Origin of the sequence: Rhodococcus sp. BS-15 (assembly GCF_000813105.1) — a bacterium.
Classification (GTDB): Bacteria; Actinomycetota; Actinomycetes; order Mycobacteriales; family Mycobacteriaceae; genus Rhodococcoides.
The window spans coordinates 1-24796 of sequence record NZ_BAOX01000041.1 but is presented as its reverse complement, the minus strand read 5'-3'; the positions used below and the strand labels follow the sequence as shown (position 1 = coordinate 24796).

Genomic DNA, 24796 nt, shown 5'->3' with positions numbered 1-24796 from the left:
TCGTACGGCGGCCACCCCCGCCGCCACGAGGTCGACGGGGAGGGTGGCCGCGAGGCCGACAAGCGCGGCAACCGTACGAATCATGTTCGACGGATCAGCGTCACGCCGTCGCGCAGAGGAAGCAGAACCTGCTCCACGCGAGGGTCGTTCGCCACGTAGTCGTTGAATTCGGCGACGGCACGGCCGTTCTCGGACGGCTGTTCGCTGTACGGCTCGCCCTGCAACAGAGTGTTGTCGACGGCGATCACGGCGTTCTCGGCCAGCAACTCGCTACCGAGCAGATGTTCCAGGTAGGCGCGGTATCCGGTCTTGTCGGCGTCGACGAAGACCAGATCGAACTGTCCGTCCAGCCGGCGCAGGGTGTCCAGTGCCGGCCCCACCTCCACCGTGATGGACGAGCCCGCAGGTGATTCCGCGAAGCAGGACTGCGCGAACTCGGCCACGTACGGATCCACCTCGCACGCGACCAACTCTCCGCCTGCGGGCAGAGCCTCGGCCATCGCCAGAGCCGAGTAGCCGGTGAACATACCGATCTCGAGCACCCGCTTCGCCCCGGTCATGTGCACGAGGAACGCAAGGAAGCGTCCCTCCACGTGGCCGGAGAGCATCTCCATCTCCAGGGGCCCCGAGCCGGAGACGACGTCACGTGATCTCCAGTCCTCGGTGCGGGTCCGCGACGCCAGAGTCGCCAGCGCTGCGGATTGGGAGGTGGTGCAGGTGTCGAGATACGGGTCGAGTCCCGCGGCGAGATCGCGGGCTCGATGAACACGGGTGGTCAACTCGTCGGTGACCCCGGTGCCGGCGTCGAGCAGATCGGCTATCTCGCTCAGCTCGCGCGCCAGAATTGTCGTCGGGGTCACCGGTCGCGGGGCCTTCGTCACGGCGTCGGCGCGGTGAACATGTCGAGGCCCTCGCCTGCCCGGGGGAAGTCCAGGCAGATCTTCTTGTGCAGCGTCAGAACGTCGGCCAGCTCGGCTGCGTCGAGGTCGTTGAGGAAGCGGCACGTACCGATCGGATCGGGAACCGCGGCGCGCAGGATGCCGTCGCGGGTTTTGAGGATCGATGCCGTTGCCTCGGAAAGCAACTCGGGTGTCAGGTACGGGCTGTCCAGGGCCAGGCCGATGCTGGACATCACGCCCAGTACCCGGTCGCGGTCGGCCGTGGAGAGGTGTCCGCGTTGCTCGGCGACGGTCGTCGAGAGCGCCATGTCGATGTTGATCGCGTGGCCGTGAAAGAAGGGGGCAGGCGGGGTCAGCTCGAGTGTCGGGCTCCACGTGTGGCCGAAGGCGATGACGCGATCGAGATCGATCTCGTGCAGATTGGGTGCCTCGAGTTCGAGCATCGTCGCGATTGCCGAGTAGGTCAGTCTGTCTGCGACCGAACGCAATTCCGCTGTTCCGTCGAGATGACCGAATCGGGTTCGCAGCAGTTCAGGACCGTACTGTTCGAGCATCTCGAAGATCTCCAGATTGCCGACGACGGAGATCTTGATCAGCTCGGCCATGCCGTTGCGCACCTGATCCTCGGGCAGCGTGCCGAGGAACGAGAAGTCCAGCAGCACCTTCTGCGACGCGTGGTAGGCACCGAGGCGGTTCTTGTGCTTTCCGTAATTGACGGCCACCTTGATGGACACGCTCGCGTCGATCAGGCCGATCAGTGTGGTGGGAATCCGAATGTACGGGGTGTTGCGACGGTAGCTGGCGCACGCGAAGCCCGCTACGTCCGTCGTCAGTCCGCCGCCCACCACGAGCACCGGCTCGGTGCGGACCAGACCGAACGCATCGAACTCTCCCACGATGCGCTCGAACGTCTCCAGCGACTTCGCGGTCTCCGCAATGTGAACCGGAACCACCGTCAGTGCGATCTCGTGGTGATCGAAGTACGCGCTGATCCGGTCGCCGTAGATGTCGTGTACCGATTCGTCGACGACCATCAGCGCGCGACCGTACGGCCGGTAGCTGTCGGCCAATTCGGTGTTCTCGATTGCGAACACTCCGTCGACATAGATCAGGTCGTATTCGATGCGCTCGTATCCCTCGACGCGAAACGACCTGTCCCCGGCAACGACCTGGGCCTGAAGATTGCTCACTGGTTACTCCTGGAGGTTTGTATGGAAGGTCAGACTGAGAGCAGAGCTCGGACGCGCTCGGGATCGAGTGCATCGACGGTCTCGGTGGCCGAGACGAATTCGGTTCCTGCGGTGTTCTCGTTGGGGAATGCCACACAGGTGATGCCCGCGGCGACGGCGGCCTGGACTCCGCCGGCGTTGTCCTCGATGGCCACACTGTCGGACGCGCTCTCTCCCAGCGTCTTCAGGGCGTATTCGTACGAGGCGGGATCGGGCTTTCCGGGCTCGACCGAGGTCGCGTCGACGATGATGTCGAACGAGTCGGCCGTCAGCTCGGGACTGAGAGCGGCAAGCAGCGCGTCGATGTTCTCTCGCGAGGTCGTCGTCACGAAGCCGACTTTGAGGCCGTTCGCTTTCGCGGAGTCGATCGTGTCGGCGACGCCCGGACGCGTCTTCACGTCCGATTCGCCGATCAGCCGTTGGAAGATCTCCGACTTGCTGGCGTGTATTGCGGCGGCGTCCACCTCGGTACCGGCCTCGGACGCGTATTCGCTGATGCGGTCGGCACCACCGTTCGATCCGAGCATGGCCCGGTAGTCGTCGCGGGACCAGTTCCAGTTCAGATCGTGTGCTGCGAAGGCCTCGTTGAACGAGCGGCGCTGCAGTTCGGACGTGTCGACGAGTGTGCTGATCGAGCCGAACAGAATTGCGGGCATGGTTGCCTTTCGGAGCGAGAGACGTTGTACCAGTCAACGTCTCGCGCATGCGCGATGGGGTGAGTTGGTTGCGGGGGTATGCCCCACCGGAACCGAATCGGAAACCTTCGAATTATTTTTCGTCCGGCTGCGAGAGCGCGCGTCGCGCGGCGAGGGGAACGAATTCAGGGAATTTGCCCGAGCGACTACCTGTGTCGCCGAGTACCTGGTAATCTCCGTAACAGTTACCTACAGATTTTCGACGATGGAAGGAACCACGGCGATGACCAGCACACTCTCCAGGAACGACGTTCTCGAGCCTGAGGACGTTTCCGCTCGTTTGCTCGATTCCGCCGCCCAGCTGTCGTACGACCCGTCCGAGGAGGTCGACTGGGAAGCCGATCTCGATCCCTCCCTCTACGGACTGAACCCGGAGTGGAGCACTCTCTACGGCACGAAGCTGTGGGACGAGATGAGCGAGGTGCAGCGGATCACGCTCACCCGCCACGAGGTCTGCTCGATCATGAGCACCGGCATCTGGTTCGAGATGATCCTGCAGCAGATGGTTCTGCGCGATCAGTACTGCAAGGATTCCTCGGGATCGGACTTCCAGTTCGCGCTCACCGAGATCGCCGACGAGTGCCGTCACTCGATCATGTTCGCCCGCGCCTGCCAGAAGATGGGCATCAAGGCATACCTCCCGCGTCGATCGAGCATCGAACTCGGCCGCGGCTTCAAGGCCCTCGCGTCCGCCGAGATCGCCTACGGCGGCATCCTCGTCGCCGAAGAGGTGCTCGACGTCATGCAGCGCGACTGGATGCGCGGCGAGAACGTGCTGCCGCTCGTGCGCACCACCAGCAAGATCCACGTCGTGGAAGAGTCGCGGCACATGACCTTCGCGCGCGCTCAGATGCGTGAGGACATCGCGGGGAAGAGCCCCGCTCGCCGCAAGGCCAGCGCGCTCGTCGTCGCGATCGCGGCTCGCCTGATCGTGTCCAACATGGTCAACAAGGAGGTCTACGCAGCAGCGGGCCTCGACGTCGACCGTGCGGTGAAGGAAGCGAAGAACAACGCTCACCACCACACGATGATGCGCACCTCGAGCGAGCACCTGATGGCATTTCTTCTCGACTGCGGTTTGGTCACCAAGCCGGCCGAGATGATCTACCGTCGCCTGCACATGCTCTGACAAATACCGCTCGAGGCCGTGAAGGACATCCGATAACAATGCCGTTCGCGATCACGCAGAACTGTTGCAACGACGCATCCTGCCTGTCGGTGTGCCCCGTCAACTGCATACATCCGACGCCGGACGAGCCGGATTTCGGCAAGACCGAGCTGCTCTACATCGATCCGCGCTCGTGCATCGACTGCGGGGCTTGCGCCGACGCGTGCCCGGTGGACGCGATCACTCGCGTCTCGAGGTTGACGCCGGACCAGCAGATCTACGCCGACATCAACGCCGACTACTACAAGGACAAGCCCGCTGTGGCGGAGTGGGGCGCGCCCCGATTCCCGGTGGCGACGGTCAACGACCTGCCGCCGATCGACATCGCCATCGTCGGGACCGGACCGGCCGCGTGCTACACCGCCCAGGCGCTGCTGCGCGTGCCCGGCACCAACGTCACGTTCTACGATCGGCTGCCCACTGCAGGCGGTCTCGCCCGCTACGGCGTCGCTCCCGATCACCTGGGTACCCGACGCATCAGCGAGCACTTCCGTGGGATTTTCGTCCATCCACGGGTGACGATGAAGCTCGGTGTCGAGGTCGGTAAGGACATCGACCACGTCGAACTGGCCCGAAAGTTCGACTCGGTGGTCTACGCCGTCGGTGCCGACAAGGACCGAGCACTGGAGATTCCCGGCATCGACCTCGACGGATCCGTCAGCGCGCGCACTCTGGTGGGTTGGTACACCGGCCACCCCGATGTGCCCGCCGACGCGATCGATCTCACCGGCGTCGACCGCGTCACCATCATCGGAAACGGCAACGTCGCACTCGATGCCGCACGCATCCTCACTGCCGACCCGGACGGGCTCGACGGAACCGAGATCGCCCCGCACGCTCTGGCCGAGCTGCGTCGCCATCGGGTGAACGAGGTCGTGGTCCTCGCCCGTCGTGGTCCGGAGTTCGCCGCTTTCACCCGTTCCGAATGCAAGGCGCTGGTCGACCGCGTCGGCGTCGATGTCGTCGTGGCGGGACCGGACGGAATCGTCGACGCGATCGATCGCCTACCGTTGTCCGCTCCAGCATCGGCTCTGGCCGGGGCCACGCGAGTCGAGCTGGGATCGCGGGCAGGAGTGGAGCCTGCGGAGCGACCCGGGATTGCAGGAGTGGAGCCTGCGGAGCGACCCGGGATTGCAGGAGTGGAGCCTGCGGAGCGACCCAGAAACACGGAAGGTCGCCGTATCGTCTTCGCGTTCGGCCGGGCACCGTCCGCCCTGCACGGCAGCGGCTCGGTGCAGTCCATCGAGGTCGGTGTCGGTGAGCAAGCGGTGTCGCTCGAGACCGAGCTGGTACTGCTCGCCATCGGCTACCGCGGAACGCCGTCGCCGGGTATTCCGTTCGACGACATCACCGGCACCATTCGCAACGTGGGCGGTCGCATCACCACTGCCGACGGCACTCCGGTGCCAGGGTGTTACGTCGTCGGATGGGCCAAGCGAGGTGCCACCGGTGGCATCGGCGACAACAAGATCGACGCCGAGGAAACCGCCGAGGCACTGCTTGCCGATGTGCCGACCCGGGGCCCGGCTCGTCCACTCGGATGGTACGGAAAAGTGAGCGCGGCGCTGGGCGACAGGGTGTCGCGAGCACGCTGACCGGTCGGTATCGGCAGGTTCTGTTCACCTTGTGTAGCAGTCTCATTCGAGTCTGAGCAATTTCGGTGCACAGCTGTCCACGCGGGGTTACCGTTGAGTATGGCTGAACGGGGGGCCAAGCCCCAGGTTTCTTTTGTGAGACGGACGATGCTGCGCGCAGTCCGATCTCTGTTCAATCCGCTCCGGCCCGACGACTATCTGTCGATGATCAATCCGCTGTGGACCACCCGCGAGCTTCGGGGGAAGGTCGAGCGGGTGACACCGGAGGGCTCGGAGGCCGTCTCGGTCTACATCCGGCCCGGCTTCGAGTGGCAGGGCCATACACCGGGACAGTACGTGCGGCTCGGGGTGCTGATCGACGGCCGCTATCACTGGCGGGCGTATTCACTCACCTCCGATCCGGACCCGGTGGACGGATTGGTCAGTGTCAGCCCCAAGCTCGTGCCCTCAGGGACGGTCTCGCCGTACCTGGTGGGAACGATCAGGACCGGAGACATCGTTCGGCTCAGCGAGGTGGAGGGTGAATTCACCCTGCCGAGCCCGATTCCGGACAAAATGGTCTTCATCAGCGCGGGCAGTGGAATCACGCCCATCATCAGCATGTTGCGCGCCCTCGATCACCACGATCAGGTGCGCGACGTCGTGGTGGTGCACTCGGTGCACGACCGCAAGCAGTTGATGTTCGCCGAGACGCTCGACGAGCTCGACGCCAAACACGACGGTTTGACGGTGAAGTTGCGGATCACCAGCGACGAAGGTCGGATGAAAGCATCCGAACTGGACGAGTTGGTCCCGGATTGGCGTGATCGCGAAGCATTCTGCTCCGGACCGGGTGAACATCTGGACGATCTGCGTTCCTACTGGAAAGACCAGGGGGACTACGACAAGTTCCACCACGAGAGTTTTCAGCCGGTCATCGGCGGCGGAGACGATGCAGGTGAGGGCGGCACGGTCAAGTTCATCAACAGCAAGAAGGACGTCGAATGCGACGGTGGCACAACGATTCTCGCCGCAGGTGAGGAAGCCGGACTGGATCTGACGTTCGGTTGCCGCATCGGCATCTGCCACACCTGCGTGGGTACCCTGAAAAAGGGGCGTTTACGTGACCTACGTAACGGGGATATCTCCGAACCTACGGGGCAAGCGGTTCGGATCTGTGTCAACACTGCTGAGGGCGACATCGAAATCGAACTCTGATCAACACATCGAACAGGGGAATTCATGACGATCGACGAAACCACCAGGCGCACCACGACCAGTGACGAGCCGGTGAACCCACTGGCGCACCTGAGTGGCGAGACCATTGCCGAACTCGCCAAGGAGTTCGACGCCATTCACGACGAGGTGTACGCCAGCCTCGGCGACAAGGACCGCAAGTACATCACCTCGTGATCGCAGCCCAGCGCCAGTTGCTGGTCGCGGGACGGGTGTTGTTGCTCGGATCCACCAGCAAGCCGGCCTGGCTGGCGGGCACCGCCTGCCTCGGGATCGCGAAGATCCTCGAGAACATGGAGATCGGCCACAACGTCATGCACGGTCAGTGGGACTGGATGAACGATCCGGAGATCCATTCGTCCGTGTGGGACTGGGATACCGCCTCCACCGCGAACTCGTGGAAGCACTCGCACAACTATGTGCATCACACTTACACCAATATTCGCGGCAAGGACAAGGATCTCGGGTACGAGATCATGCGTATCGATCCGCGGCAGAAGTGGCACCCCGCGTACTTGGCCCAGCCGTTCTACAACGTTCTGTTGATGGCGTTCTTCGAGTGGGGCGTGGCGCTGCACGACCTGGACATCGAAGCCATCCGACGCGGCGAGAAGCCGGTCAAGGATCTCGTCGAGGATCTCAAGGGCATCGGCGTCAAGGCACGCAAGCAGTTCGTCAAGGACTACGTGGGCTGGCCCATCATCAGCGCCGGTGCGTTCGCGCTGGCGCAGCTGGCCTCGGGTGGCCGGTTGCCCGAGAGCAAGAGGTCTCGTCTGGCGTCCAAGCTGCGTGGCTCCGCACGGTTCGGCAAGAATCGTCGCACCGCGGCACTGCTGGACAGCCGGTTCAGCGGGGTCGAGAGCACGTTCCTGTCGACGGTGGCCGCGAACTTCACCGCCAACATCATTCGTAACGTCTGGTCGAATGCCATCATCTTCTGCGGTCACTTCCCGGATCAGGCATACACCTTCAGCCAGGAAGAAGTGGAGAACGAGACTCGCGGCGGCTGGTACGTCCGTCAGCTCGTCGGTGCCGCCAATATCGACGGCGGACCACTGTTCCACCTGATGAGCGGCAACCTGAGCTACCAGGTGGAACATCACCTGTACCCGGATATGCCCAGCACTCGGTACTCGGACGTCGCGCCGAAGATCAAGGACATCTGCGAGCGCTACGAATTGCCCTACAACACCGGACCGTTCTTTCAGCAGTGGGGAATGGTCCAGCGGACCATCGCCCGGTTGGCGTTCCCGGGCGGAAAGACTCGGCCGAAGCCGGGCCCCTACCGTCCCGAGGAGAGCTGGCGTCGCAAGTTCGCCGAGGTGCCACCAAGGACAGCGAGGCCGCCAAGACGCGTGGTCGCGTCCCCGCCGGCCACCCTGCGGCCGGACCGGAGCACAACTCCGGCGGCGTCGATGTTCAGCCACCGCCCCGCGGCGACGACTAGAGATCGCCGCTCGAACCGACCAAGTACCGCGGCCACCCGATCATCGGGTGGCCGCGGTACTTCGTTGTGGGGGTTCCGTCGTTGCGGTCGATCAGGTCATGTCGACGTCCTTGGTCTCGATCAACCGCTTGGTGCACACCAGACTGAGCACCGACAGCAGGGCCAGCATGACGCCGATGGAGATGCTGCCGAATGCAGCCGTGAGCGGTGCCGCGAGCATCGGAGGAATCGCGCCGCCGAGAACGCCGGCGAGGTTGTAGCCCAAACCTGCTCCGGTGTAACGGAATCGAGTCTGGAACAGCTCGGGGAGCAGGGCTCCTGTCGGTCCGTAGGCCACTCCGAAGATGGCGAGCGTGACGCACATGCCGATCACGAATGCTGCGGGTGACCCGGTGTCGAGAACGGGGAACAGTGCGATCGACCAGGGTATCGCGAGCATGCACGCTCCCATGATCACTCGCCGTCGGCCGACGCGATCGGAGTAGGTCGCCGAGACCGCGATGGCGATTCCGAAGATGACCGCGGCGCCGATTCCGGTGATCAGCACGAACGGGCGGTCGAATCCGAGGGTCTTGGTGCCGTAGCTCGTCAGGTACGCGGTCCCCATGTAGAAGAAGGCGAACAGGGATGCCAATGCGCCTGCAGCAGTGATGATTTCGCGCTTCTGGATGCGCCAGGCGTCGAAGATCGGCAGTTTCGTCGGAGCCGCGTTCGCCGGTGCCTGCTCCTCGGCGAGCTTGTTGGCGCGGAAGACCGGGGTCTCCTCGATGGCCAACCGCATGTACAGGCCGATGAGCACCAGAACGGCGCTGAGCAGGAACGGGATTCGCCAACCGTAATTGAGGAACGTCTCGTTGGTATCGCCGAGCAGCAGACCGGTCGCGAGGAATGTCGCGCTGGAGAAGATGAAGGCGGCTGACGGTCCCAGCTGGGGGAACATCGCGTAGAACCCGCGCTTGCCGGGCGGTGCGTACTCGGCCGTGAGCAGGGTCGCGCCGGCCCATTCACCGCCGACCGCGAACCCTTGCCCGAATCTGAGCAGCACCAGGATGATCGGAGCGGCCACGCCGATCGTCTCCGCGCCGGGGAGCAGACCGATGGCGAACGTGGACACCCCCATCAGCAGCAGCGTCGAGATCAGGGTCTTCTTGCGACCGATACGGTCACCGAAGTGTCCGAACAGCACTGCGCCGACGGGCCTGGCGATGAACGCGACCGCGAACGTCGCGAACGAGGCCACAGTGCCTGCGGTGGAGCCGAGGGCCGGGAAGAAGATCGTCGGGAAAACCAGCGCGGCTGCGGTGCCGTAGATGAAGAAGTCGTAGAACTCGATCGTCGTGCCGATGCCACTGGCGACAGCGACCCGGCGGACACTGGTCTTGGTCTGCACCGCAGGTGGCGTCGATGCGGACACACCCGGGTCGTCGGGTGAGACAGTGGTCATGGTTCCTCCGTTTTGTCGGGTATCGGGTAAATGCGCGATACCGAGTGCGACGAACGGTAGTGACTCGGGTCACCCCACGAATACCCCCGAATGGGGGACCGGTCGAGGACTACTCCCAACGGGCGGTCTCGACGGCCGCTCGGTGGGTCTGCTCGAGAAAGGCCCTGAGCACGGCGTCGGGATCCTCGGCGGTGCGCACCGACCGATAGGGCAGGACGTATTCGCCGAGATCGCGATCGAAGTACGCCGGGGCAGTGACGGCCGGATGGCTGTCGTACCCCTCCGGATCGGGATACGCGTAGGCGTAGAACACGCCCTCTGCGGCACCGCCCGGCCAGAAGCCCGCGCTGGAGACCTCGTCGCTGTAGGCCTCGTGCATCACCCAGTCCGGACAGTTCGGAATTCCGCCCGGGTGCTGTGGTGCGGGGCGACCCGAGAATCGAGTGACCGCGAGATCGAAAGCGCCCCAGAAGAAGTGCACCGGACTGGACTTCCCGCGGAAGTCGGCTCGGAAGGCCGAGAACACCCGATGTGCGCTCACGAGCGATCGCCAGAACTTCTCGATCGCGGCCGCGTCGTACGAGGCATGCGAGACGTCCTCCGCGAACGGCGTGGCGTGCGTCAACTCGACGGGCACGCCCACCATCGGAGCGTCCACGCCCAGTTGCGTCAGCAGGTCGAGGTACTCGGCGTAGAAGTCGGCGACGGTACGCGGTTCGAGCTTCATGCTCCGTCGCTCACCGTCGGTGGTGGCGAGTATCAGCCGGTGCTCGAGGAAATCGAAGCGAATCTCGAGCCCCCGATCGCCGAGCGGCATCAGCGACGTCGTCAGGCCCGACGCGTCGACGTACAGCGCAACGCCCCACCAGTGATTGATCGAGGGCGACAACGCCATTCGTGTCTTTCCGACGATCTGGGTCCACAGGTGCACGGTGTCGCGAGTGTCCACCCAGCTGTCCACCTCGAGCCGAGGCCATGCGTCGTGAGAAGTTGTCATGTGTCGATGATGCACGCTCGGCGGTGGCGGAGGCCACACTCGGTGCGTACTCGGCCTCAGGCGCACCTCAGGGTTCGCCGGTACCGTCTGCTCCAGGGGCGGGGCGCCTGTGTCTGCGGTCGGTGAAGCGGAGGTGATCGTATGTCCATAGACCACAATCGAGACGTGTTCGACAGCGCGCGGGTAGCCGCTGCATACGTGGAGTACGCCGGTCCCACCGATGGGTTTCTCGACCGTGGGGAGGCAGCGGCTCTGGTCGCGGCAGCCGGGGTTGCTCGCGGAACGCCGGTGCTGGACGTGGGCGTCGGAAGTGGCCGAACCACGGCGCTGCTGCGATTGCTCAGCGACCGCTACGTCGCGATCGATTACGCACCGAACATGATCGAGGGCTTTCGGCGGAATTTCCCCGACCTGCCCGCACACGTTGCCGATGCACGCGATCTGGCGGACTTCACCGACGGCGAGTTCGGCTTGGTGGTGTTCAGCAACAACGGAATCGACACCGTGACACATGACGAACGGGTTCGGGTACTCGCAGAATTCCACCGAGTTCTCGGCGAGTCCGGAATTCTGGTGTTCTCCACGCTCAACCGCAACGGACCGTCGTTCGGGGAGAAGCCGTTTCAGTTGAGCAGGCCGACCCAACGGTTCACGTTCTCACTCGCGCGCGTCGTGACGGCCATCGGCAGGCGACTGCTCGATCCCGCCGGAGTCGTTCGCAGCGTTGCCAATTGGTGGTCTGCGCGCTCGAGGGTCGTCGATCGCGGAACGTGGGCCGTCGCTCCGCTCGCTGCGCACGACTTCGCTCCGTTCATGCACTTCACCACATTGGCGGACGTGCGACGACTGGTGACCGATTCCGGGTTCACCATCTCCGAGATCTTCGCCGACGACGGTTCGATCGTGGCACCCGATGCCCTGGCGAGCTCGGCGGACAACTTCACCGTCGTCGCACGTAAGTAGGGCCTCAGCCCAGTCGCTCGAGCGCCTCGGTCATCTTCTCCACCGTCTTCGGAGCAACTTTCGCTTCGAATCCCGCTTTCAGAAACGGTCCGGCTACCTTGGCGGCACCATTGAATTCGACCTTCGCGTGGTAGTCGATTCGGGTCGAGTGTGATCCTTCGGCGGTCAACGTGATGTCGTCGACGCTGGTGGCCGTCTTGTTCTCACCTTCGAGCACGATGTGATGGGGCTCGTCGGTGACCAACGTGTAGGTCAGTTCGGTGGTGATACCGAACAACTTCGAGACATTGTGCCACTGCGTGCCGACGGCAACCGGACCGTCGGAAATCTGTGTGCAACTCTGCGTCCCGGGATCCCACGCCGTCGCGTTGGAGAAGTCTCGGAGAAAGGCCGCGGCCTTCTCGATCATGACTTCGGCGGTGAATGTTCTGGTGACGTCGACCATGAAGCTCTCTCTTTCTGTGCGGATCAGTCTTCGAGGCGGACGCCGAGATGGTCGGCGAGGCGGCGCATGGTGTCGACTATCTGGTCCTCGGTCACCCGAGGAAATCCGGCCATCTTCCGAAACTCGGGGTCGGTGACGCGAGACCAGTCATAGACCTGAGTCAGCGCGGTGCGATCCTCCGAGACCGCGTCGAGCTCCCAGGACCACCGCGTACCGCGAGGCTCCATGCCCTGACGACGAGGAATCCAACCGATGCGCCGGTCCTGTTCGAACACGAACACGGTGTTCTCCATGACGTACTCGCCGAGCTCCGGCTGGTACATGTCCATTGCGAAGGTGTCGCCCACGGCTCCCAGCGGCGTCGGGTCGATCGCGCCGCGCAGCATTTCCGAGCCGTCGACAGCGGCCTGAACCTCGGGGTTGGCCAGTGCGGTGAACACCGAGGCAGGGGGAGCGTCGATCTCGCGGCGGACGGTCAGCTGGTCGGTCATGGGGCTCGCTTTCGGTTGTTTACGCTGGCTACGGAGTTACCCCCGTCTGCGCGGAAAGAAACTCCGATCGCCGTTTTTGCCTCGCAGTGGACACAACGACGAAACACGACCGCCACGTCGCATTCGTACAGTCGCCGAGTCGGACTCCGCAAAATCCAGCTGCGGAGCAGCACCTTGTCAAGGGGTAGCCATGAGTGGAAATACCGTCCGCCTGCAGGCGATCAAAGACGTCGAGGCGTATGTACCGCCTGCGGTCAGCTTCGTCGGAGACGAGAAGCCGGGCGAGATATTCGGTGAGAACGTCTTCAGCAAGGTCGTCATGCAGAAGCGTCTGCCCAAATCGGTCTTCAAGTCGGTGATGGCGACGATCGACAAAGGCAAGAAGCTCGACCCCATGGTCGCCGACGCTGTCGCGTCGGCAATGAAGGACTGGGCTCTCGAGAAAGGCGCGACGCACTACGCGCACGTCTTCTACCCCCTCACCGGATTGACGGCCGAGAAGCACGACAGCTTCTTCGACCCGGTCGGTGACGGCAGCGCACTCGCGGAATTCGCGGGCAAGACTCTGATCCAGGGCGAGCCCGACGCCTCGAGCTTCCCCAACGGCGGCCTGCGCAACACGTTCGAGGCACGCGGATACACCGGCTGGGACGTCACCAGCCCGGCCTACGTGCTCGAGAACCCGAACGGCAACACCCTCTGCATCCCGACGGTGTTCGTCTCGATGACCGGTGAAGCCCTCGACCACAAGACGCCGCTGCTGCGCAGCCAGCAGGCGATGGGCGGCCATGCCGAGCGCATCCTGAAGCTCTTCGGCCACGAGAACATCGAGAACATCGTCTCGTTCTGTGGTCCCGAGCAGGAGTACTTTCTCGTCGACCGACACTTCTTCCTCGCCCGACCCGACCTGCTCAACGCGGGCCGCACCCTGTTCGGCTCGAAGCCGCCCAAGGGCCAGGAGTTCGACGACCACTACTTCGGTGCCATCCCCGAGCGTGTGCTCGGCTTCATGATGGACACCGAACGCGAGCTGTTCAAGCTCGGCATCCCGGCCAAGACCAGGCACAACGAGGTCGCACCAGGACAGTTCGAGATCGCCCCGATGTTCGAGCGTGGAAACATCGCGGCCGATCACCAGCAACTGCTGATGACGACGTTCAAGACCATCGCCAAGAAGCACGGCATGGAGTGCCTGTTCCACGAGAAGCCCTTCGAGGGCGTCAACGGTTCCGGCAAGCACGTCAACTTCTCGCTCGGAAACTCCGACCTGGGATCGCTGCTGGTTCCCGGCGACAACCCACACGACAACGCGCAGTTCCTCGTCTTCTGTGCCGCCGTCATCCGCGCGGTGCACAAGTACGGCGGTCTGCTGCGCGCCTCGGTGGCGTCGGCGACCAACGATCACCGCCTCGGCGCGAACGAGGCTCCGCCCGCGATCATCTCGATCTTCCTCGGCGATCAGCTCGCCGACGTGTTCGATCAGATCGCCAAGGGTGCCGCCACGTCGTCGAAGGGCAAGGGCACCATGATGATCGGTGCCGACACCCTTCCCGTGCTGCCGACCGATCCCGGCGACCGCAACCGAACCAGCCCGTTCGCCTTCACCGGCAACAGGTTCGAGTTCCGCGCCCCCGGTTCGATGCAGACCGTCAACGGTCCGATGGTCACGATCAACACGATCATGGCCGAGGCTCTCGACTACATGGCGACCAACCTCGAAGCGGCCGTCGCCGACGGCACCGATTTCGACACGGCCGTGCAGAATCTGTTGACGGAGATCATCACCGAACACGGCGCGGTGGTGTTCAACGGCGACGGCTACTCCGACAACTGGCAGATCGAGGCCGAGTCACGCGGCCTACCGAACCTGCGTACGACGCTCGACGCCTTGCCGGAGCTGATCTCGGACTCGGCGATGGAGCTGTTCGAGAAGTACAAGGTCTTCAACCACCGAGAAATGCACTCGCGCTACGAGATCGGGCTCGAGCAGTACGCGCTGACCGTGTTCGTCGAAGCGCGGCTGACGCTCGAGATGGGTCAGACGTCCATCCTGCCCGCTGCGGTGCGCTACCAGACCGAGTTGGCGCACAACGTCAGCGCGCTCAAGGGCGCAGGCGTCGACGACGTGGACATGACTGCGCTACAGGCAGTCTCGGCTCCACTGTCGGAGTTGCACGCGGCTCTGGCGACGTTGAAGTCCGCTCTCGAGGCGGATCCGGGCGGCGACGCTCTGGCCGAGGCCACACACGCCAAGGACGAACTGCTGCCCGCGATGGCCGCCGTTCGATCGGCAGCGGACACCCTGGAAGCGATGGTGGCCGACGATCTCTGGCCGCTGCCGACTTACCAGGAGATGCTCTACATCCTCTGAGTGCGCTGCGGGCAGGAGTGGAGCCTGCGGAACGACCAGATAGGGCAGTGGTGTGACTGAGTGCCGTCTGTGGCACTCAGTCACACCACTGTTGTTTTCGGGGTGAGCAATGTCTCGGACCGGAATAGCTTCGTGGAACTCCGTCGTTTCGAGTGAGCAGTGGCAAAGACTGTGCACGCACTCGTGAGGAGAGAGATCCATGAAGTTGTTTTCCCCGTTGACGCTCGGTGACCTGAAGCTCGACAACCGGCTGGTGATGGCCCCGCTGACGCGGGTGCGTTCGGGACGTGACGGAGTGCCGGGCCCGTTGGTGGTCGAGCACTACAAGCAGCGCGCATCCCTCGGTCTCATCGTTACCGAAGGCACCTACCGAGCCACGCGGGCCAGGGGTTTCCGGGCCAGCCCGGGCTGGTGACGGACGAGCAGATCGCCGGCTGGCGCAACGTCACCGACGCAGTGCATGCCGACGGCGGATCGATCGTCGCGCAGGTGATGCACGCAGGTCGAGTGACGCACGAGGCGACGACGGGTGGCCACGAGGTCGTCGGACCCAGTGCCGTCGCCATCGACGGCGAGACCCGCACCTACGAGGGCAAGAAGCCGTACCCCACTCCCCGTGCGCTGCGTGAAGACGAATTGCCCTCGGTGATCGCAGATTTCGTGCAGGCGTCGAAGAATGCGATCGCGGCCGGAATGGACGGCGTCGAGGTCCACGGTGCCAACGGGTACCTGCTGCACGAGTTCCTCTCGCCCGCCTCCAATCAGCGCGACGACGCGTACGGCGGCTCGCCCGAGAACCGGGCACGCTTCGTGGCCGAGGTGGTCGAAGCAGTGGCCGACGCGCTCGGAGCGGGCAAGGTGGGAATTCGCATCTCACCCGAGCACAACATCCAGGATGCGCTCGAGACGGATTCCGACGACGTGCGTGCCACCTACCGTGCCCTGGTCGAGCGGCTCGCACCGCTGGGGCTGGCGTACCTCAGCGTGCTGCACAAGGATCCGGCGGGCGAGCTCGTCCAGGATCTGCGGCAGGCGTTCGGCGGACCGGTGCTCGTCAACAGTGGCTTCGGTGAGATCACCACCCGCGGCGAGGCTCTGTCACTGATGGAGGACGGTATCGGCGACGCCGTGGTCGTCGGGCGTCCGGCGATCGCGAACCCCGACCTCGCGTACCGCTGGCGTGAGGATCTGCCGTTGAACGAGCCGGATCAGAGCACGTTCTACACCGACGGTGCCAAGGGCTACACGGACTACCCAGCGTTCAGTGCCTAGCGGCAGTGGTGCGGTTGAGTGCCCCAGGGGGCACTTGAACACACCACTGCGCGGAGCGCACTCAGAAGTCCGCGGTCTTGCGGGCGCGGACCTTGCTGACGATCGAGAACACCACGGCGATGATCATCAGTGCGTACAGCACGATGGTGATCGCGCTGCCGACCAGGATCGACGGGTCACCCTCGCTGACGGCCAGTGCGCGTCGCAGCGACTCCTCGGCCAGTGGGCCGAGGATCACCGCGATCAACACCGGTGCCAACGGAATGTCGTAGCGGCGCATCATGAATCCGACGATGCCGAGCCCGAGCATGAAGATCAGATCCACTATCGAGCACTCGATGCGTACACGCCGAGGGCGGCGAACACCGAGATGCCGGCGTAGAGGTAGTTCTTCGGGATCTTGAGCAGCTGCGCCCACAACGGTGCGAACGGCAGGTTGAGGATCAGCAGCACGATCATCGCCACGAACAGGCTGGCCAGTAGGGCCCAGACGATGTCGCCGCTGCGCTCGAACAGCAGTGGTCCGGGCTGCATGCCGTACTGCTGGAAGGCAGCCAACATGATGGCCGCCGTCGCCGAGGTCGGCAGACCCAGAGCCAGTAGCGCTCCCATGGCCGTTCCGGCCGTGGAGTTTCCCGCGGCCTCCGGTCCAGCGACACCGCGAATGGCGCCCTTGCCGAACATCGGCTTCTCGCGCTTGCGATCGAGCCTGCGCTCGGTGCCGTACGCCAGGAAGCTCGGCACTTCGGCACCGCCCGCGGGGATCACACCGAACGGCACACCGAATGCCGTGCCGCGTAACCAGGCCGGCATCGCATCGCGGAACTCGGCCTTGCTCAGCCAGGGGCGTCCCTGCGACTTGATGAGGCTGCGGTCCTCGGGCCGACCGATCTTGGACGCGATGTGGATGACCTCACCGAGCGCGAGCATCGCGACGGTGATCACGACGATGTGAATGCCGTCGAACAGCGCAGGTACCTCGAACGTGAATCGTGAAGCGCCCGAGGGTCCGTCGATACCGATCACGGCCAGGGTGAGGCCGATCAGCAGTGCGGTCAGGCCCTTCAATGCGGAGTCCGAGACCACCGCCGAGGTTGCGATGAACGCGAACACCGCGAGGGCGAGGTACTCGGCCGGGCCGAAGTTGGTCGCCAACGACGCGAGCGTGGGAGCGAAGAACACCACCAGGGTCGTGGCGACGATGCCGCCGATGAACGCTCCGATGGCCGAAGTGGCCAAAGCCTGTGGGGCCCGGCCGTTCTTGGCCATCCGGTGCCCCTCGAACGTCCCGGCGATCGCGGTGCTGTTGCCGGGGGTGTTCATCAGGATGCCGGAGATCGAATCGCCGAACAGACCACCGAAATACACTCCGGCGAACATGATCAGCGCGGCGGTGGGGTCGAGGGTGAAGGTGACGGGCAGCAGCAGGGCCACCGCCATGGCAGAGCCGAGACCGGGGAGGACGCCGACGGCTGTGCCGAGCAGCGCGCCGACGAATACCCAGACCAGGTTCATCGGTGTCAGCGCGGTGCCGAACCCGTCGATCAGATTGCTCAATGAATCCATCGTGAAGTCAGCTCCGTCAGAAGATCTGGGCGAGAACGCCGCCGGGCAGGGTCAGGCCGAGGCCCGCGGAGAATGCAATCTGAATCGCGCTCGAGACCAGTAGCGCGATGGCCGCGTCGAACACGTACCGGCGGCCACCCAATCCGACCGAGACACCCCAGAACAGGATGGCACCGGCAAGAACCCAGCCGAGCGGATCGAGCAGAGCGATGAACACGGCCACCGATCCGACGGTGATCGACAGCGTGCGCCAGTTGCTGACGGTGCCGGTGTGCGGCTTGCCGTCGGCGTCGACACCGCGGTCGATGGTGTCGGGTTTGACCAGCAGCTGAATGGTGACCAGCAGGGCGACGACGAAACAGCCGCCCGCAACGATGGCCGGAAAGACCTGTGGGCCTGGTGATGTGGCGGTCGATGGAACGTCCATCGTGATGGTGCCGTAGACTAAGAAGGCTCCGAGTGCGACGAGCAGCGCCGGAACGATCAGTCCACTGCGGCCCGTCCAGAACGATCGGGATGTGCCGGTGTCCGTATCGGTAGTCGTCGTTGTCATACCAGCCCCAACTCCTCGAGAAGTCCAGTGATGCGTGTCTGCTCGACCTCGAGGAACTCACCGAACTCGTCCCCGGTCAGAACCGATTCCTTCCAACGGTTGCGTTCGACGGCCGTCGCCCACTGCTCGGTTTCGACCATCTCGGAAACGATGTCGATCAGAGTCTGTCGGTCCTCGTCCGAGATGCCCGGCGGGGCAACGATTCCGCGCCAGTTGACCAGGTCGACGTTGTAGCCCTGTTCGATGAACGTGTCCACGTCGAATTCTTCGAGCGGTTCGGGTGAGGCCACGGCGAGCGCTCGCACGTTGCCGGCCTCGATCTGATCGCGAAAGTCGTTGAAGCCACTGACCGCAACGCCGACGGTGTTGGACAGCAGGGCAGTCAATACTTCACCGCCGCCGGAGTAGGCGATGTAATTGATTGCGGCGGGGTCGATGTCGGCTTCCTGTGCAAGCTGACCCGCGACGATGTGGTCGATTCCGCCGAGGGAGCCACCACCGATCGGCAGTCCGCCGGGGTTGGCTCGCCACGCCTCGATCATGTCCTCGAGATTCTGGATCGGTGAATCCTTCGGGACGACGAACACCTCGAAGTCCTCGGCGAGTTTTGCGATCGGGACCGTGTCGGCCAAAGTCGTCTCGGAGTTGTTGATCGCGATACCGCCGAGCATGACGGTGCCGGTGATCATGACGGTGGTGGGCTGCCCACTGAGGTTGTCGAGCTGGCTCAGGCCGATGGTGCCGCCTGCACCGGGGACGTTGACGACCTGGGCGTTGTTGACGATGCCGTCGCTGCGCAGTGCCTGCTGCGATTCACGTGCGACAAGATCCCAGCCGCCGCCCGCAGCGGCCGGTGCGATCAACGTGAGCTTGGCGCGGGCATCGGAGCCGCTGGCGCTGTTGGCGGCGTCGATTCCCGCGACGGTCACCGCTCCCACCACCACCAAGCTCCGGCCGTTCGTAACAGTGTGGGCGATATCGCCATCAGAGACCTTTCGTGTGGTGTGTCACAGCGTCAGGTTAGATACAGTCTGTCGGATTAGTCCAGTTCACAACATCGAGGACGATCTTCGATGGATTCGAGCAACGGGAGACACCGTGTCGGTAGCGAGCGCAGTGGCAGTAGCGATGAGCAACACACCGGAGGGGCAGGAAGCGTTGCGACGTGGTGCCGCCGAGGCCGAGCTGCGTCAGGCCGAGCTGATCGTATTGTCCGTGGTGGACCGCGATTCCGTATCGGCGGAGGACCAGAGCGCGGCTCAGGCGGAAGTGGAGCGAGCCCTTCCCGGGAAGGCGACGACCGTGCGCGTCGAACCGGACGGCGGCGACCCGGCGGGTGCGTTGGTGGACCTCGTTGCCGACGTCGGTGCAGGCATGGTCGTCATCGGCTCGAAGCGTCGATCCGCGGTGGGCAAGTTCCTGATGGGCAGCACCGTGCAGCGGGTGCTCCTGGACTGCCCGGTTCCCGTACTCGTCGTGAAGGCACCGTGACCCGGTAGTATCGGACAAACTTCACACCATACGACCCCGAGGAATCATGGACAGCGATAAACCCGGGCCGGACACGGCTCCCCGCACTACGGCTACTACGTGCGAGGCGGTGTCCGGCGAATGAGCGTTCTGCTCACTCTTCTGCTCGGCCTGCTCGTCGTTTTTCTCATCACCGTCGCGACCGGCTACTTCGTAGCCCAGGAATTCGCGTACATGACCGTCGACCGGTCCCGTCTCAAGGCTCGCGCCGAGGCCGGCGACGCAGTCGCCGCGCGCACCTTGACCGTCACCAAGCGCACGTCGTTCATGCTGTCCGGTGCCCAGTTGGGTATCACGGTCACCGGCCTGCTGGTCGGCTACGTGGCCGAACCGCTGATCGGTCAGTCGTTCGGCGCAATACTGGGCGGCGTCGGAGTTCCGACGGCAGTCGGTGTCGGCCTGGGCGCAGTGCTGGCGATCACGTTCGCGACGTTCGTGCAGATGCTGTTCGGCGAGCTGTTCCCCAAGAACTTCGCCATCGCTCGTCCCGAGCCGGTGGCCCGATGGCTGTCGCTGTCGACGACCATCTACCTCAAGCTCTTCGGCTGGTTGATCACCATCTTCGATCAGTCGTCCAACCTGTTGCTCAAGGCGCTCAAGATCGAGCCGGTGCACGACGTGGAGCATTCGGCCAGCCTGCGCGACCTCGAGCACATCGTCTCGGATTCGCGCGAGACCGGCGATCTGCCCGACGAGTTGTCGACGCTGCTCGATCGCATCCTCGACTTCCCTACTCGCACAGTCGAACACGCGATGATTCCGCGTTCGCGCTCGGCGACGGTCCGCGATACCGACACCCTCGCCGAGGTCGCTGCACTGATGGGGCAGGAACACTCTCGCTATCCGGTGCTCGACGACGACGACGGCATCGTCGGCGTGGTCCATCTCGCGGACGTCCTGTCCGCGACGGTGCCGGGTTCCACCCCGATCTCCGAGCTCACGCGTGATGCGTTGATTCTCCCGGAGATCCAGAGCCTGCCCGACGCGATGCGCGAGTTGCGCTCGACGAAGAACCAATTGGCTTGTGTGATCGACGAATACGGCGGTCTGACCGGCGTCATCACGATCGAGGACCTGGCCGAGGAACTGGTCGGCGAGATCACCGACGAGCACGACGACGACCTGTCCGATCCGAGCCCGGTCAGTGCCGACGACGGCAGCTGGACCATGGCCGGCGAGGTGCACGTCGACGAGGTCGAACGCGCCATCGGTATCGATCTGCCCGAGGGCGATTACGAGACCATCGCCGGTTTCGCCATCGCGCACAACGGATCTCTCCCCGACGTCGGGGAACGGATCGAAGTGGACCTACCACCGGACAACGCCGATCTGGCGAACGACGAGGAGAGTCCCGTTCGCTTCGTGATCCTCGAGATCGAGGAGATCGACAGCCACGTCCCGTCCCTGCTGACCCTGACGCTCGGCGAGCGTGACCCCGAGCACGACGACGAGTCGGCCGAGACGAAGGAAAGTGTGCACCGATGAGCAACATCTGGGTCTTCCTGGCCGTCACGATCGGCCTCATCGCTGCCAGTGCGTTCTTCGTGGCCGTCGAGTTCGCGCTGTTGGCAGCCAAGCGGCATCGGCTCGAAGACGCGGCTCCCAATTCACGCTCTGCGCGTGCAGCGCTGCGCAGCTCCTCCGAGCTGACCGTCCTGCTCGCCGGCTCCCAACTCGGCATCACGGTCTGCACCCTCGGTCTCGGTGCTACGACCAAACCGGCCGTGCACTACTGGCTCACGCCGCTGTTCGAAAGCGGTGGCCTGCCGTACTGGTTCGCCGACGTTCTCGGCTTCGTGCTCGCGCTGATCGTCGTCACCTTCCTGCACCTGGTGGTCGGTGAGATGGCTCCGAAGTCCTGGGCCATCGCCCATCCGGAGAAGTCCGCGACGATGCTCGCAATCCCGATGCGCGGGTTCATGTTCCTCACCCGTCCGGTGCTGACTGCGCTGAACAACATGGCCAACTGGTGCCTGCGGCGGGTCGGCGTCGAGCCGGCCGACACCGTGGGTACGGGCCAGAACGCGGACGATCTGCGTCAGCTGGTGGAGCATTCGGTGAACGTCGGTGCTCTCGACGCCAGCTACCAGGCGCAGATCTCGAGTGCGCTCGAACTGCAGGAACTGACCGTCGGCGACCTGGTGCGCCAGTTCGGCAAGCCCACGTCGGTGCCGTCGTCGGCGACCATCGCCGACGTGCGCGAGGCCTCGCGTCGCTCGGGCCATCTGCGGATCCTGGTGAGCGACGCGGACGTGGTCAAGGGCGTGGTGCACGTGCGCGACACGTTGACCTCTCCGCAGACCCTGGCCGAGATCACGCGTCCGGCATACACGCTGGAGGCGACTACGCCGGTATACGTTGCCCTGCAGTCGATGCGCGAGACCCGGCATCACCTGGCACTGGTGGTCGACGGTTCGGCGGCGGCGGACGATCCGGCGCGCAGCGTCGGCGTCGTGACCTTGTCCGATGTGTTGACCCGGTTGTTGCCCCAGCCCGTCTGATTCGGTTCCGGTTTCGAACGAGGCATCCCCGCCCGGCCTGCGTGGCCGAGCGGGGATGCCTTTGTCGTGTCGGGTCGTAGATTTCAGACCGGGGCGACAACCAGCAGGTGTGCCCAGTACGACGCGACGTCGTGGCCGAGTTGGGGGGAGCAGAACGTCGTAGAGCAGGTAGGACATCATTGCCGTCGAACTCCTTGTTCAGCGGGCCGTTGCCGACTCGCGTTCCGAGACTGTGGGTGACCGAGACTGTAGGTCACCCAGACTGTAGATCACGCGGCCTTCGGTGACATCCATATCGCCCACTCGGCTCACCCCACTTCGCGGAGTCCCCCCCGGGGGCACACGTCAGCCGATGCAGCCCTGCAGGGTGGTGAAGCTGCCGGCAATTCCGGCACCGTCGCACACTGCGCCGGTCGGGGTGAGGGTGATGGTGGAGCCGGGTGCTGCCACCGCGATGGAGAGCCCGAGGCCGGCCGCGGTGTTCTGTGCGACGGCACCGGGGCCGAAGGCGATCGCTGCAGGCGCGCCACCGAAACTGCCGTTGCTGACTGCAGTTCCACCGTTCAGTCCGAGTGCCAGGGCTGCTGCGTTGTTCATTGCCTCGGCCGAACCCCACCCCTCGAGCCCGAGGCCGGCTGCCGCGCTCGCGACGTCTGCCGAGCTGTCGCACTGCGATCCTCCGACGAGCGCAGCGATATCGGCCCCTCCCGGTGCGGTGGTGCAGGCGACCGGCGCTGCGGATGCAGTCCCGGGTACCAGTGCCGCGAACGCACACGCGAATCCGAATGCTGCAGCTCCGCCGACAATCCTCTTGGTGTGGAACATGGTGAATGCCTCCCCAGATCAGTGCGTCGGCACCGGTGTGCCGAGCGTGTCGGTCGCCGGGCCGATGTTGCGGACGGCCCGCACGTCCTGGCGTCGAGTCTCGACGGGTCCGAACGCGGCGCGGGTTCATCGTGATCTCGAAAACGTCTCGGTAAAGTAACGCTGCGATAACGCAATCGGATGACGCGCCGGTCTCTACGATGAGGCCATGATCGGGCGCATCGACGAGGTCGTTTTCGACTGCAGAGAGCCGGCGTTGCTGGCGCAATTCTGGGCCGGGGTGCTTGGCGGACAGCCGAGGGTGCGCGACGACTCGTGGCATTTCGTCGACGTCCCCGGGTTCACTCGGTTGGCGTTTCAGCGAGTCCCGGAGGGCAAAGCCGGCAAGAACCGACTCCATCTCGACGTCGACGTATCGGATATCGACCATGCCGTCGGGCAGGCTGTGGCACTGGGTGCGAGGGTGCTCGGCGACCGACACTCCGACGCAGCGGGAACCTTTCAGGTGCTCCTCGACCCCGAGGGCAACGAGTGGTGCCTGGTGACGCCTCCCGCGTGAAGCCGGCCGATCAGCGGGCGTCGTGTTCGGCGCGTGATTCGAGGACGGCAGGCATGTTGCCCTCGATGAGTTCGATGAGACCGCTCAATCGGGTGCCGACGTCGCGGCCCAGCGGGGTGAGGCTGTACTCCACCTTCGGTGGGATGGTCCCCTGCACGGTGCGCACCACGAGGCCGTCCCGCTCCAGGGTCTGGAGGGTCTGCGAGAGCATGCGTTCGCTGACGCCGTCGACGCGACGGCGCAACGCATTGAATCGGTAGTCGCCCTCGGTGAGGGCGGCGAGCGCGAGCACACCCCACCTGCTGGTGGCGTTCTGCAATGTCTGCCTCGATGCACAGTCACGCGCGAAGACGGACGCTTCGAGTGATTCCGTGGGCTCTGGCATATCGCCATGCTAGTGCATGCGAAAGAGTGAGTGATGACTTCGGGGGTTGCACTGCACGAAAAGTAAGTGCATAGTGAGCGAGTACTTGAAACCTCAACCTCAGGAGCTCGATCATGACCACAGCGGTAACCGGAGCAACGGGCAACCTCGGCGGACTCGTCGTCGACGCACTCATCGAGCGTGGCGTCGCACCCGCCGAGATGGTTGCGATCGTCCGAAACGCAGACAAGGCCTCGCCGCTGGCCGAACGAGGCGTCGAGGTTCGGGTCGCCGACTACTCCGATTCCGTCGCGATGACGGCGGCTCTCGCGGGAATCGACAAGCTGCTGCTCGTCTCGGGTTCGGAAGTAGGTCAGCGAATTGCGCAGCACACCAACGTGATCGAGGCAGCGGAGGCCGCCGGAGTGGGCCTCATCGCCTACACCAGCCTGCTCGCCGCCGATACGTCCGGAGTGAGCCTCGCGCCCGAGCACAAGGCCACCGAGGAACGCCTCACCGCGTCCAGCATTCCCGCGGTATTCCTGCGCAACGGCTGGTACTGGGAGAACTACCTCGCTCGCTCGCACAGACCATCGAGGGCGGAGTGCTCCTCGGTGCGGCCGGCAACGGCAAGCTCGCCGCCGCGTCCTCGCGTCGACTTCGCCGA

General features: G+C 64.5%; 20 protein-coding genes and 4 pseudogenes. 12 read left to right on the top strand and 12 right to left on the bottom strand.

Annotation, left to right across the window (positions count from 1 at the left end; translation table 11 throughout):
- Positions 1-80 precede the first annotated feature (80 nt).
- From RHBS_RS07870 to RHBS_RS07860, 3 genes are read right to left on the bottom strand one after another with little or no spacing between them, the layout of a single operon-like run.
- Complete coding sequence (locus tag RHBS_RS07870; protein ID WP_187298413.1) at positions 81-881, bottom strand: O-methyltransferase; 801 nt, start codon at positions 879-881, stop codon at positions 81-83.
- Positions 878-2089: a sedoheptulose 7-phosphate cyclase gene (locus tag RHBS_RS07865; RefSeq protein WP_121870880.1), complete on the bottom strand. Its 1212-nt coding sequence runs from the start codon at positions 2087-2089 to the stop codon at positions 878-880. Before RHBS_RS07865 ends, RHBS_RS07870 begins: the two co-directional genes overlap by 4 nt.
- A 29-nt stretch (positions 2090-2118) precedes the next feature.
- Positions 2119-2784: an HAD-IA family hydrolase gene (locus tag RHBS_RS07860; RefSeq protein ID WP_128645282.1), complete on the bottom strand. Its 666-nt coding sequence runs from the start codon at positions 2782-2784 to the stop codon at positions 2119-2121.
- Between the two features lie 262 nt (positions 2785-3046).
- Between RHBS_RS07860 and RHBS_RS07855 the strand changes: the two genes are divergently transcribed.
- The 4 genes and pseudogenes from RHBS_RS07855 to RHBS_RS07840 all read left to right on the top strand — a co-directional run bounded on the left by RHBS_RS07855 (position 3047) and on the right by RHBS_RS07840 (position 8248).
- Positions 3047-3952: a diiron oxygenase gene (locus RHBS_RS07855; RefSeq protein ID WP_128645281.1), complete on the top strand. Its 906-nt coding sequence runs from the start codon at positions 3047-3049 to the stop codon at positions 3950-3952.
- Positions 3953-3990: 38 nt separating this feature from the next.
- A complete protein-coding gene (locus RHBS_RS07850; protein ID WP_128645280.1) occupies positions 3991-5586 on the top strand; it encodes an FAD-dependent oxidoreductase in 1596 nt (531 codons plus the stop codon).
- A 99-nt stretch (positions 5587-5685) separates the two neighbouring features.
- Entirely contained in the window at positions 5686-6783 is a 1098-nt protein-coding gene (locus RHBS_RS07845) for a ferredoxin reductase (RefSeq protein WP_187298412.1), read from the top strand.
- 24 nt (positions 6784-6807) lie between these two features.
- Positions 6808-8248, top strand: a pseudogene (locus RHBS_RS07840) (fatty acid desaturase).
- A gap of 91 nt (positions 8249-8339) precedes the next feature.
- On the opposite strand, the gene RHBS_RS07835 reads toward RHBS_RS07840, so the two are convergent.
- A complete protein-coding gene (locus RHBS_RS07835; protein WP_128645279.1) occupies positions 8340-9692 on the bottom strand; it encodes an MFS transporter in 1353 nt (450 codons plus the stop codon).
- Between the two features lie 109 nt (positions 9693-9801).
- Positions 9802-10689, bottom strand: coding sequence for a DUF5996 family protein (locus RHBS_RS07830; RefSeq protein ID WP_128645278.1), 888 nt, complete (start codon positions 10687-10689; stop codon positions 9802-9804).
- Positions 10690-10830: 141 nt separating this feature from the next.
- Here RHBS_RS07830 and RHBS_RS07825 point away from each other — a divergent pair, with 141 nt between their 5' ends.
- Positions 10831-11652, top strand: coding sequence for a class I SAM-dependent methyltransferase (locus tag RHBS_RS07825; protein ID WP_128645277.1), 822 nt, complete (start codon positions 10831-10833; stop codon positions 11650-11652).
- Positions 11653-11656: 4 nt separating this feature from the next.
- On the opposite strand, the gene RHBS_RS07820 is transcribed toward RHBS_RS07825, so the two are convergent.
- Both RHBS_RS07820 and RHBS_RS07815 read right to left on the bottom strand, forming a co-directional pair.
- A complete protein-coding gene (locus RHBS_RS07820) occupies positions 11657-12097 on the bottom strand; it encodes an SRPBCC family protein (RefSeq protein ID WP_128645276.1) in 441 nt (146 codons plus the stop codon).
- A gap of 23 nt (positions 12098-12120) precedes the next feature.
- A complete protein-coding gene (locus tag RHBS_RS07815; RefSeq protein WP_128645275.1) occupies positions 12121-12588 on the bottom strand; it encodes an SRPBCC domain-containing protein in 468 nt (155 codons plus the stop codon).
- Positions 12589-12778: 190 nt separating this feature from the next.
- Here RHBS_RS07815 and RHBS_RS07810 point away from each other — a divergent pair, with 190 nt between their 5' ends.
- Positions 12779-14959, top strand: coding sequence for a glutamine synthetase III (locus tag RHBS_RS07810; RefSeq protein ID WP_121870870.1), 2181 nt, complete (start codon positions 12779-12781; stop codon positions 14957-14959).
- Positions 14960-15158: 199 nt separating this feature from the next.
- Positions 15159-16231, top strand: a pseudogene (locus RHBS_RS07805) (alkene reductase).
- 61 nt (positions 16232-16292) lie between these two features.
- Here RHBS_RS07805 and RHBS_RS07800 read toward each other — a convergent pair.
- From RHBS_RS07800 to RHBS_RS07790, 3 genes and pseudogenes are all read right to left on the bottom strand, one after another.
- Positions 16293-17797: pseudogene (locus tag RHBS_RS07800) on the bottom strand (tripartite tricarboxylate transporter permease).
- 16 nt (positions 17798-17813) lie between these two features.
- Positions 17814-18350, bottom strand: coding sequence for a tripartite tricarboxylate transporter TctB family protein (locus RHBS_RS07795; protein WP_121870867.1), 537 nt, complete (start codon positions 18348-18350; stop codon positions 17814-17816).
- On the bottom strand, positions 18347-19279 hold the full coding sequence (locus tag RHBS_RS07790; protein WP_237669086.1) for a tripartite tricarboxylate transporter substrate binding protein: 933 nt from the start codon (positions 19277-19279) through the stop codon (positions 18347-18349). Before RHBS_RS07790 ends, RHBS_RS07795 begins: the two co-directional genes overlap by 4 nt.
- Before the next feature lie 199 nt (positions 19280-19478).
- Between RHBS_RS07790 and RHBS_RS07785 the strand changes: the two genes are divergently transcribed.
- From RHBS_RS07785 to RHBS_RS07775, 3 genes are all read left to right on the top strand, one after another.
- Positions 19479-19841, top strand: a complete 363-nt coding sequence (locus RHBS_RS07785) for a universal stress protein (protein ID WP_121872675.1) — start codon at positions 19479-19481, stop codon at positions 19839-19841.
- 120 nt (positions 19842-19961) lie between these two features.
- The gene (locus tag RHBS_RS07780) at positions 19962-21365 is read left to right on the top strand and encodes a hemolysin family protein (RefSeq protein WP_121870865.1); all 1404 of its coding nucleotides are present in this window, start codon (positions 19962-19964) and stop codon (positions 21363-21365) included.
- A complete protein-coding gene (locus RHBS_RS07775; protein WP_121870864.1) occupies positions 21362-22381 on the top strand; it encodes a hemolysin family protein in 1020 nt (339 codons plus the stop codon). Before RHBS_RS07780 ends, RHBS_RS07775 begins: the two co-directional genes overlap by 4 nt.
- A 345-nt stretch (positions 22382-22726) precedes the next feature.
- Here the strand turns inward: RHBS_RS07775 and RHBS_RS07770 are convergent, their stop codons facing one another.
- The gene (locus tag RHBS_RS07770; RefSeq protein WP_121870863.1) at positions 22727-23206 is read right to left on the bottom strand and encodes a DUF6764 family protein; all 480 of its coding nucleotides are present in this window, start codon (positions 23204-23206) and stop codon (positions 22727-22729) included.
- Positions 23207-23414: 208 nt separating this feature from the next.
- Here RHBS_RS07770 and RHBS_RS07765 point away from each other — a divergent pair, with 208 nt between their 5' ends.
- The gene (locus RHBS_RS07765; RefSeq protein ID WP_121870862.1) at positions 23415-23765 is read left to right on the top strand and encodes a VOC family protein; all 351 of its coding nucleotides are present in this window, start codon (positions 23415-23417) and stop codon (positions 23763-23765) included.
- A gap of 10 nt (positions 23766-23775) precedes the next feature.
- Here the strand turns inward: RHBS_RS07765 and RHBS_RS07760 are convergent, their stop codons facing one another.
- Positions 23776-24150, bottom strand: coding sequence for a helix-turn-helix domain-containing protein (locus RHBS_RS07760; protein WP_037194476.1), 375 nt, complete (start codon positions 24148-24150; stop codon positions 23776-23778).
- 113 nt (positions 24151-24263) lie between these two features.
- Between RHBS_RS07760 and RHBS_RS07755 the strand changes: the two are divergent.
- Positions 24264-24796: pseudogene (locus tag RHBS_RS07755) on the top strand (NmrA family NAD(P)-binding protein); the annotation flags it as partial.

What these genes read in the sequence shown, in the direction of transcription:
- RHBS_RS07785 (WP_121872675.1), top strand. Translation starts at nt 19,479, where the DNA reads ATGAGCAACACACCGGAGGGGCAGGAAGCGTTGCGACGTGGTGCCGCC.
- RHBS_RS07780 (WP_121870865.1), top strand. Translation starts at nt 19,962, where the DNA reads ATGAGCGTTCTGCTCACTCTTCTGCTCGGCCTGCTCGTCGTTTTTCTC.
- RHBS_RS07835 (WP_128645279.1), bottom strand. Translation starts at nt 9,692, where the DNA reads ATGACCACTGTCTCACCCGACGACCCGGGTGTGTCCGCATCGACGCCA.
- RHBS_RS07765 (WP_121870862.1), top strand. Translation starts at nt 23,415, where the DNA reads ATGATCGGGCGCATCGACGAGGTCGTTTTCGACTGCAGAGAGCCGGCG.
- RHBS_RS07860 (WP_128645282.1), bottom strand. Translation starts at nt 2,784, where the DNA reads ATGCCCGCAATTCTGTTCGGCTCGATCAGCACACTCGTCGACACGTCC.
- RHBS_RS07770 (WP_121870863.1), bottom strand. Translation starts at nt 23,206, where the DNA reads ATGTTCCACACCAAGAGGATTGTCGGCGGAGCTGCAGCATTCGGATTC.
- RHBS_RS07855 (WP_128645281.1), top strand. Translation starts at nt 3,047, where the DNA reads ATGACCAGCACACTCTCCAGGAACGACGTTCTCGAGCCTGAGGACGTT.
- RHBS_RS07815 (WP_128645275.1), bottom strand. Translation starts at nt 12,588, where the DNA reads ATGACCGACCAGCTGACCGTCCGCCGCGAGATCGACGCTCCCCCTGCC.
- RHBS_RS07810 (WP_121870870.1), top strand. Translation starts at nt 12,779, where the DNA reads ATGAGTGGAAATACCGTCCGCCTGCAGGCGATCAAAGACGTCGAGGCG.
- RHBS_RS07850 (WP_128645280.1), top strand. Translation starts at nt 3,991, where the DNA reads ATGCCGTTCGCGATCACGCAGAACTGTTGCAACGACGCATCCTGCCTG.
- RHBS_RS07845 (WP_187298412.1), top strand. Translation starts at nt 5,686, where the DNA reads ATGGCTGAACGGGGGGCCAAGCCCCAGGTTTCTTTTGTGAGACGGACG.
- RHBS_RS07830 (WP_128645278.1), bottom strand. Translation starts at nt 10,689, where the DNA reads ATGACAACTTCTCACGACGCATGGCCTCGGCTCGAGGTGGACAGCTGG.
- RHBS_RS07760 (WP_037194476.1), bottom strand. Translation starts at nt 24,150, where the DNA reads ATGCCAGAGCCCACGGAATCACTCGAAGCGTCCGTCTTCGCGCGTGAC.
- RHBS_RS07795 (WP_121870867.1), bottom strand. Translation starts at nt 18,350, where the DNA reads ATGACAACGACGACTACCGATACGGACACCGGCACATCCCGATCGTTC.
- RHBS_RS07820 (WP_128645276.1), bottom strand. Translation starts at nt 12,097, where the DNA reads ATGGTCGACGTCACCAGAACATTCACCGCCGAAGTCATGATCGAGAAG.
- RHBS_RS07775 (WP_121870864.1), top strand. Translation starts at nt 21,362, where the DNA reads ATGAGCAACATCTGGGTCTTCCTGGCCGTCACGATCGGCCTCATCGCT.
- RHBS_RS07825 (WP_128645277.1), top strand. Translation starts at nt 10,831, where the DNA reads ATGTCCATAGACCACAATCGAGACGTGTTCGACAGCGCGCGGGTAGCC.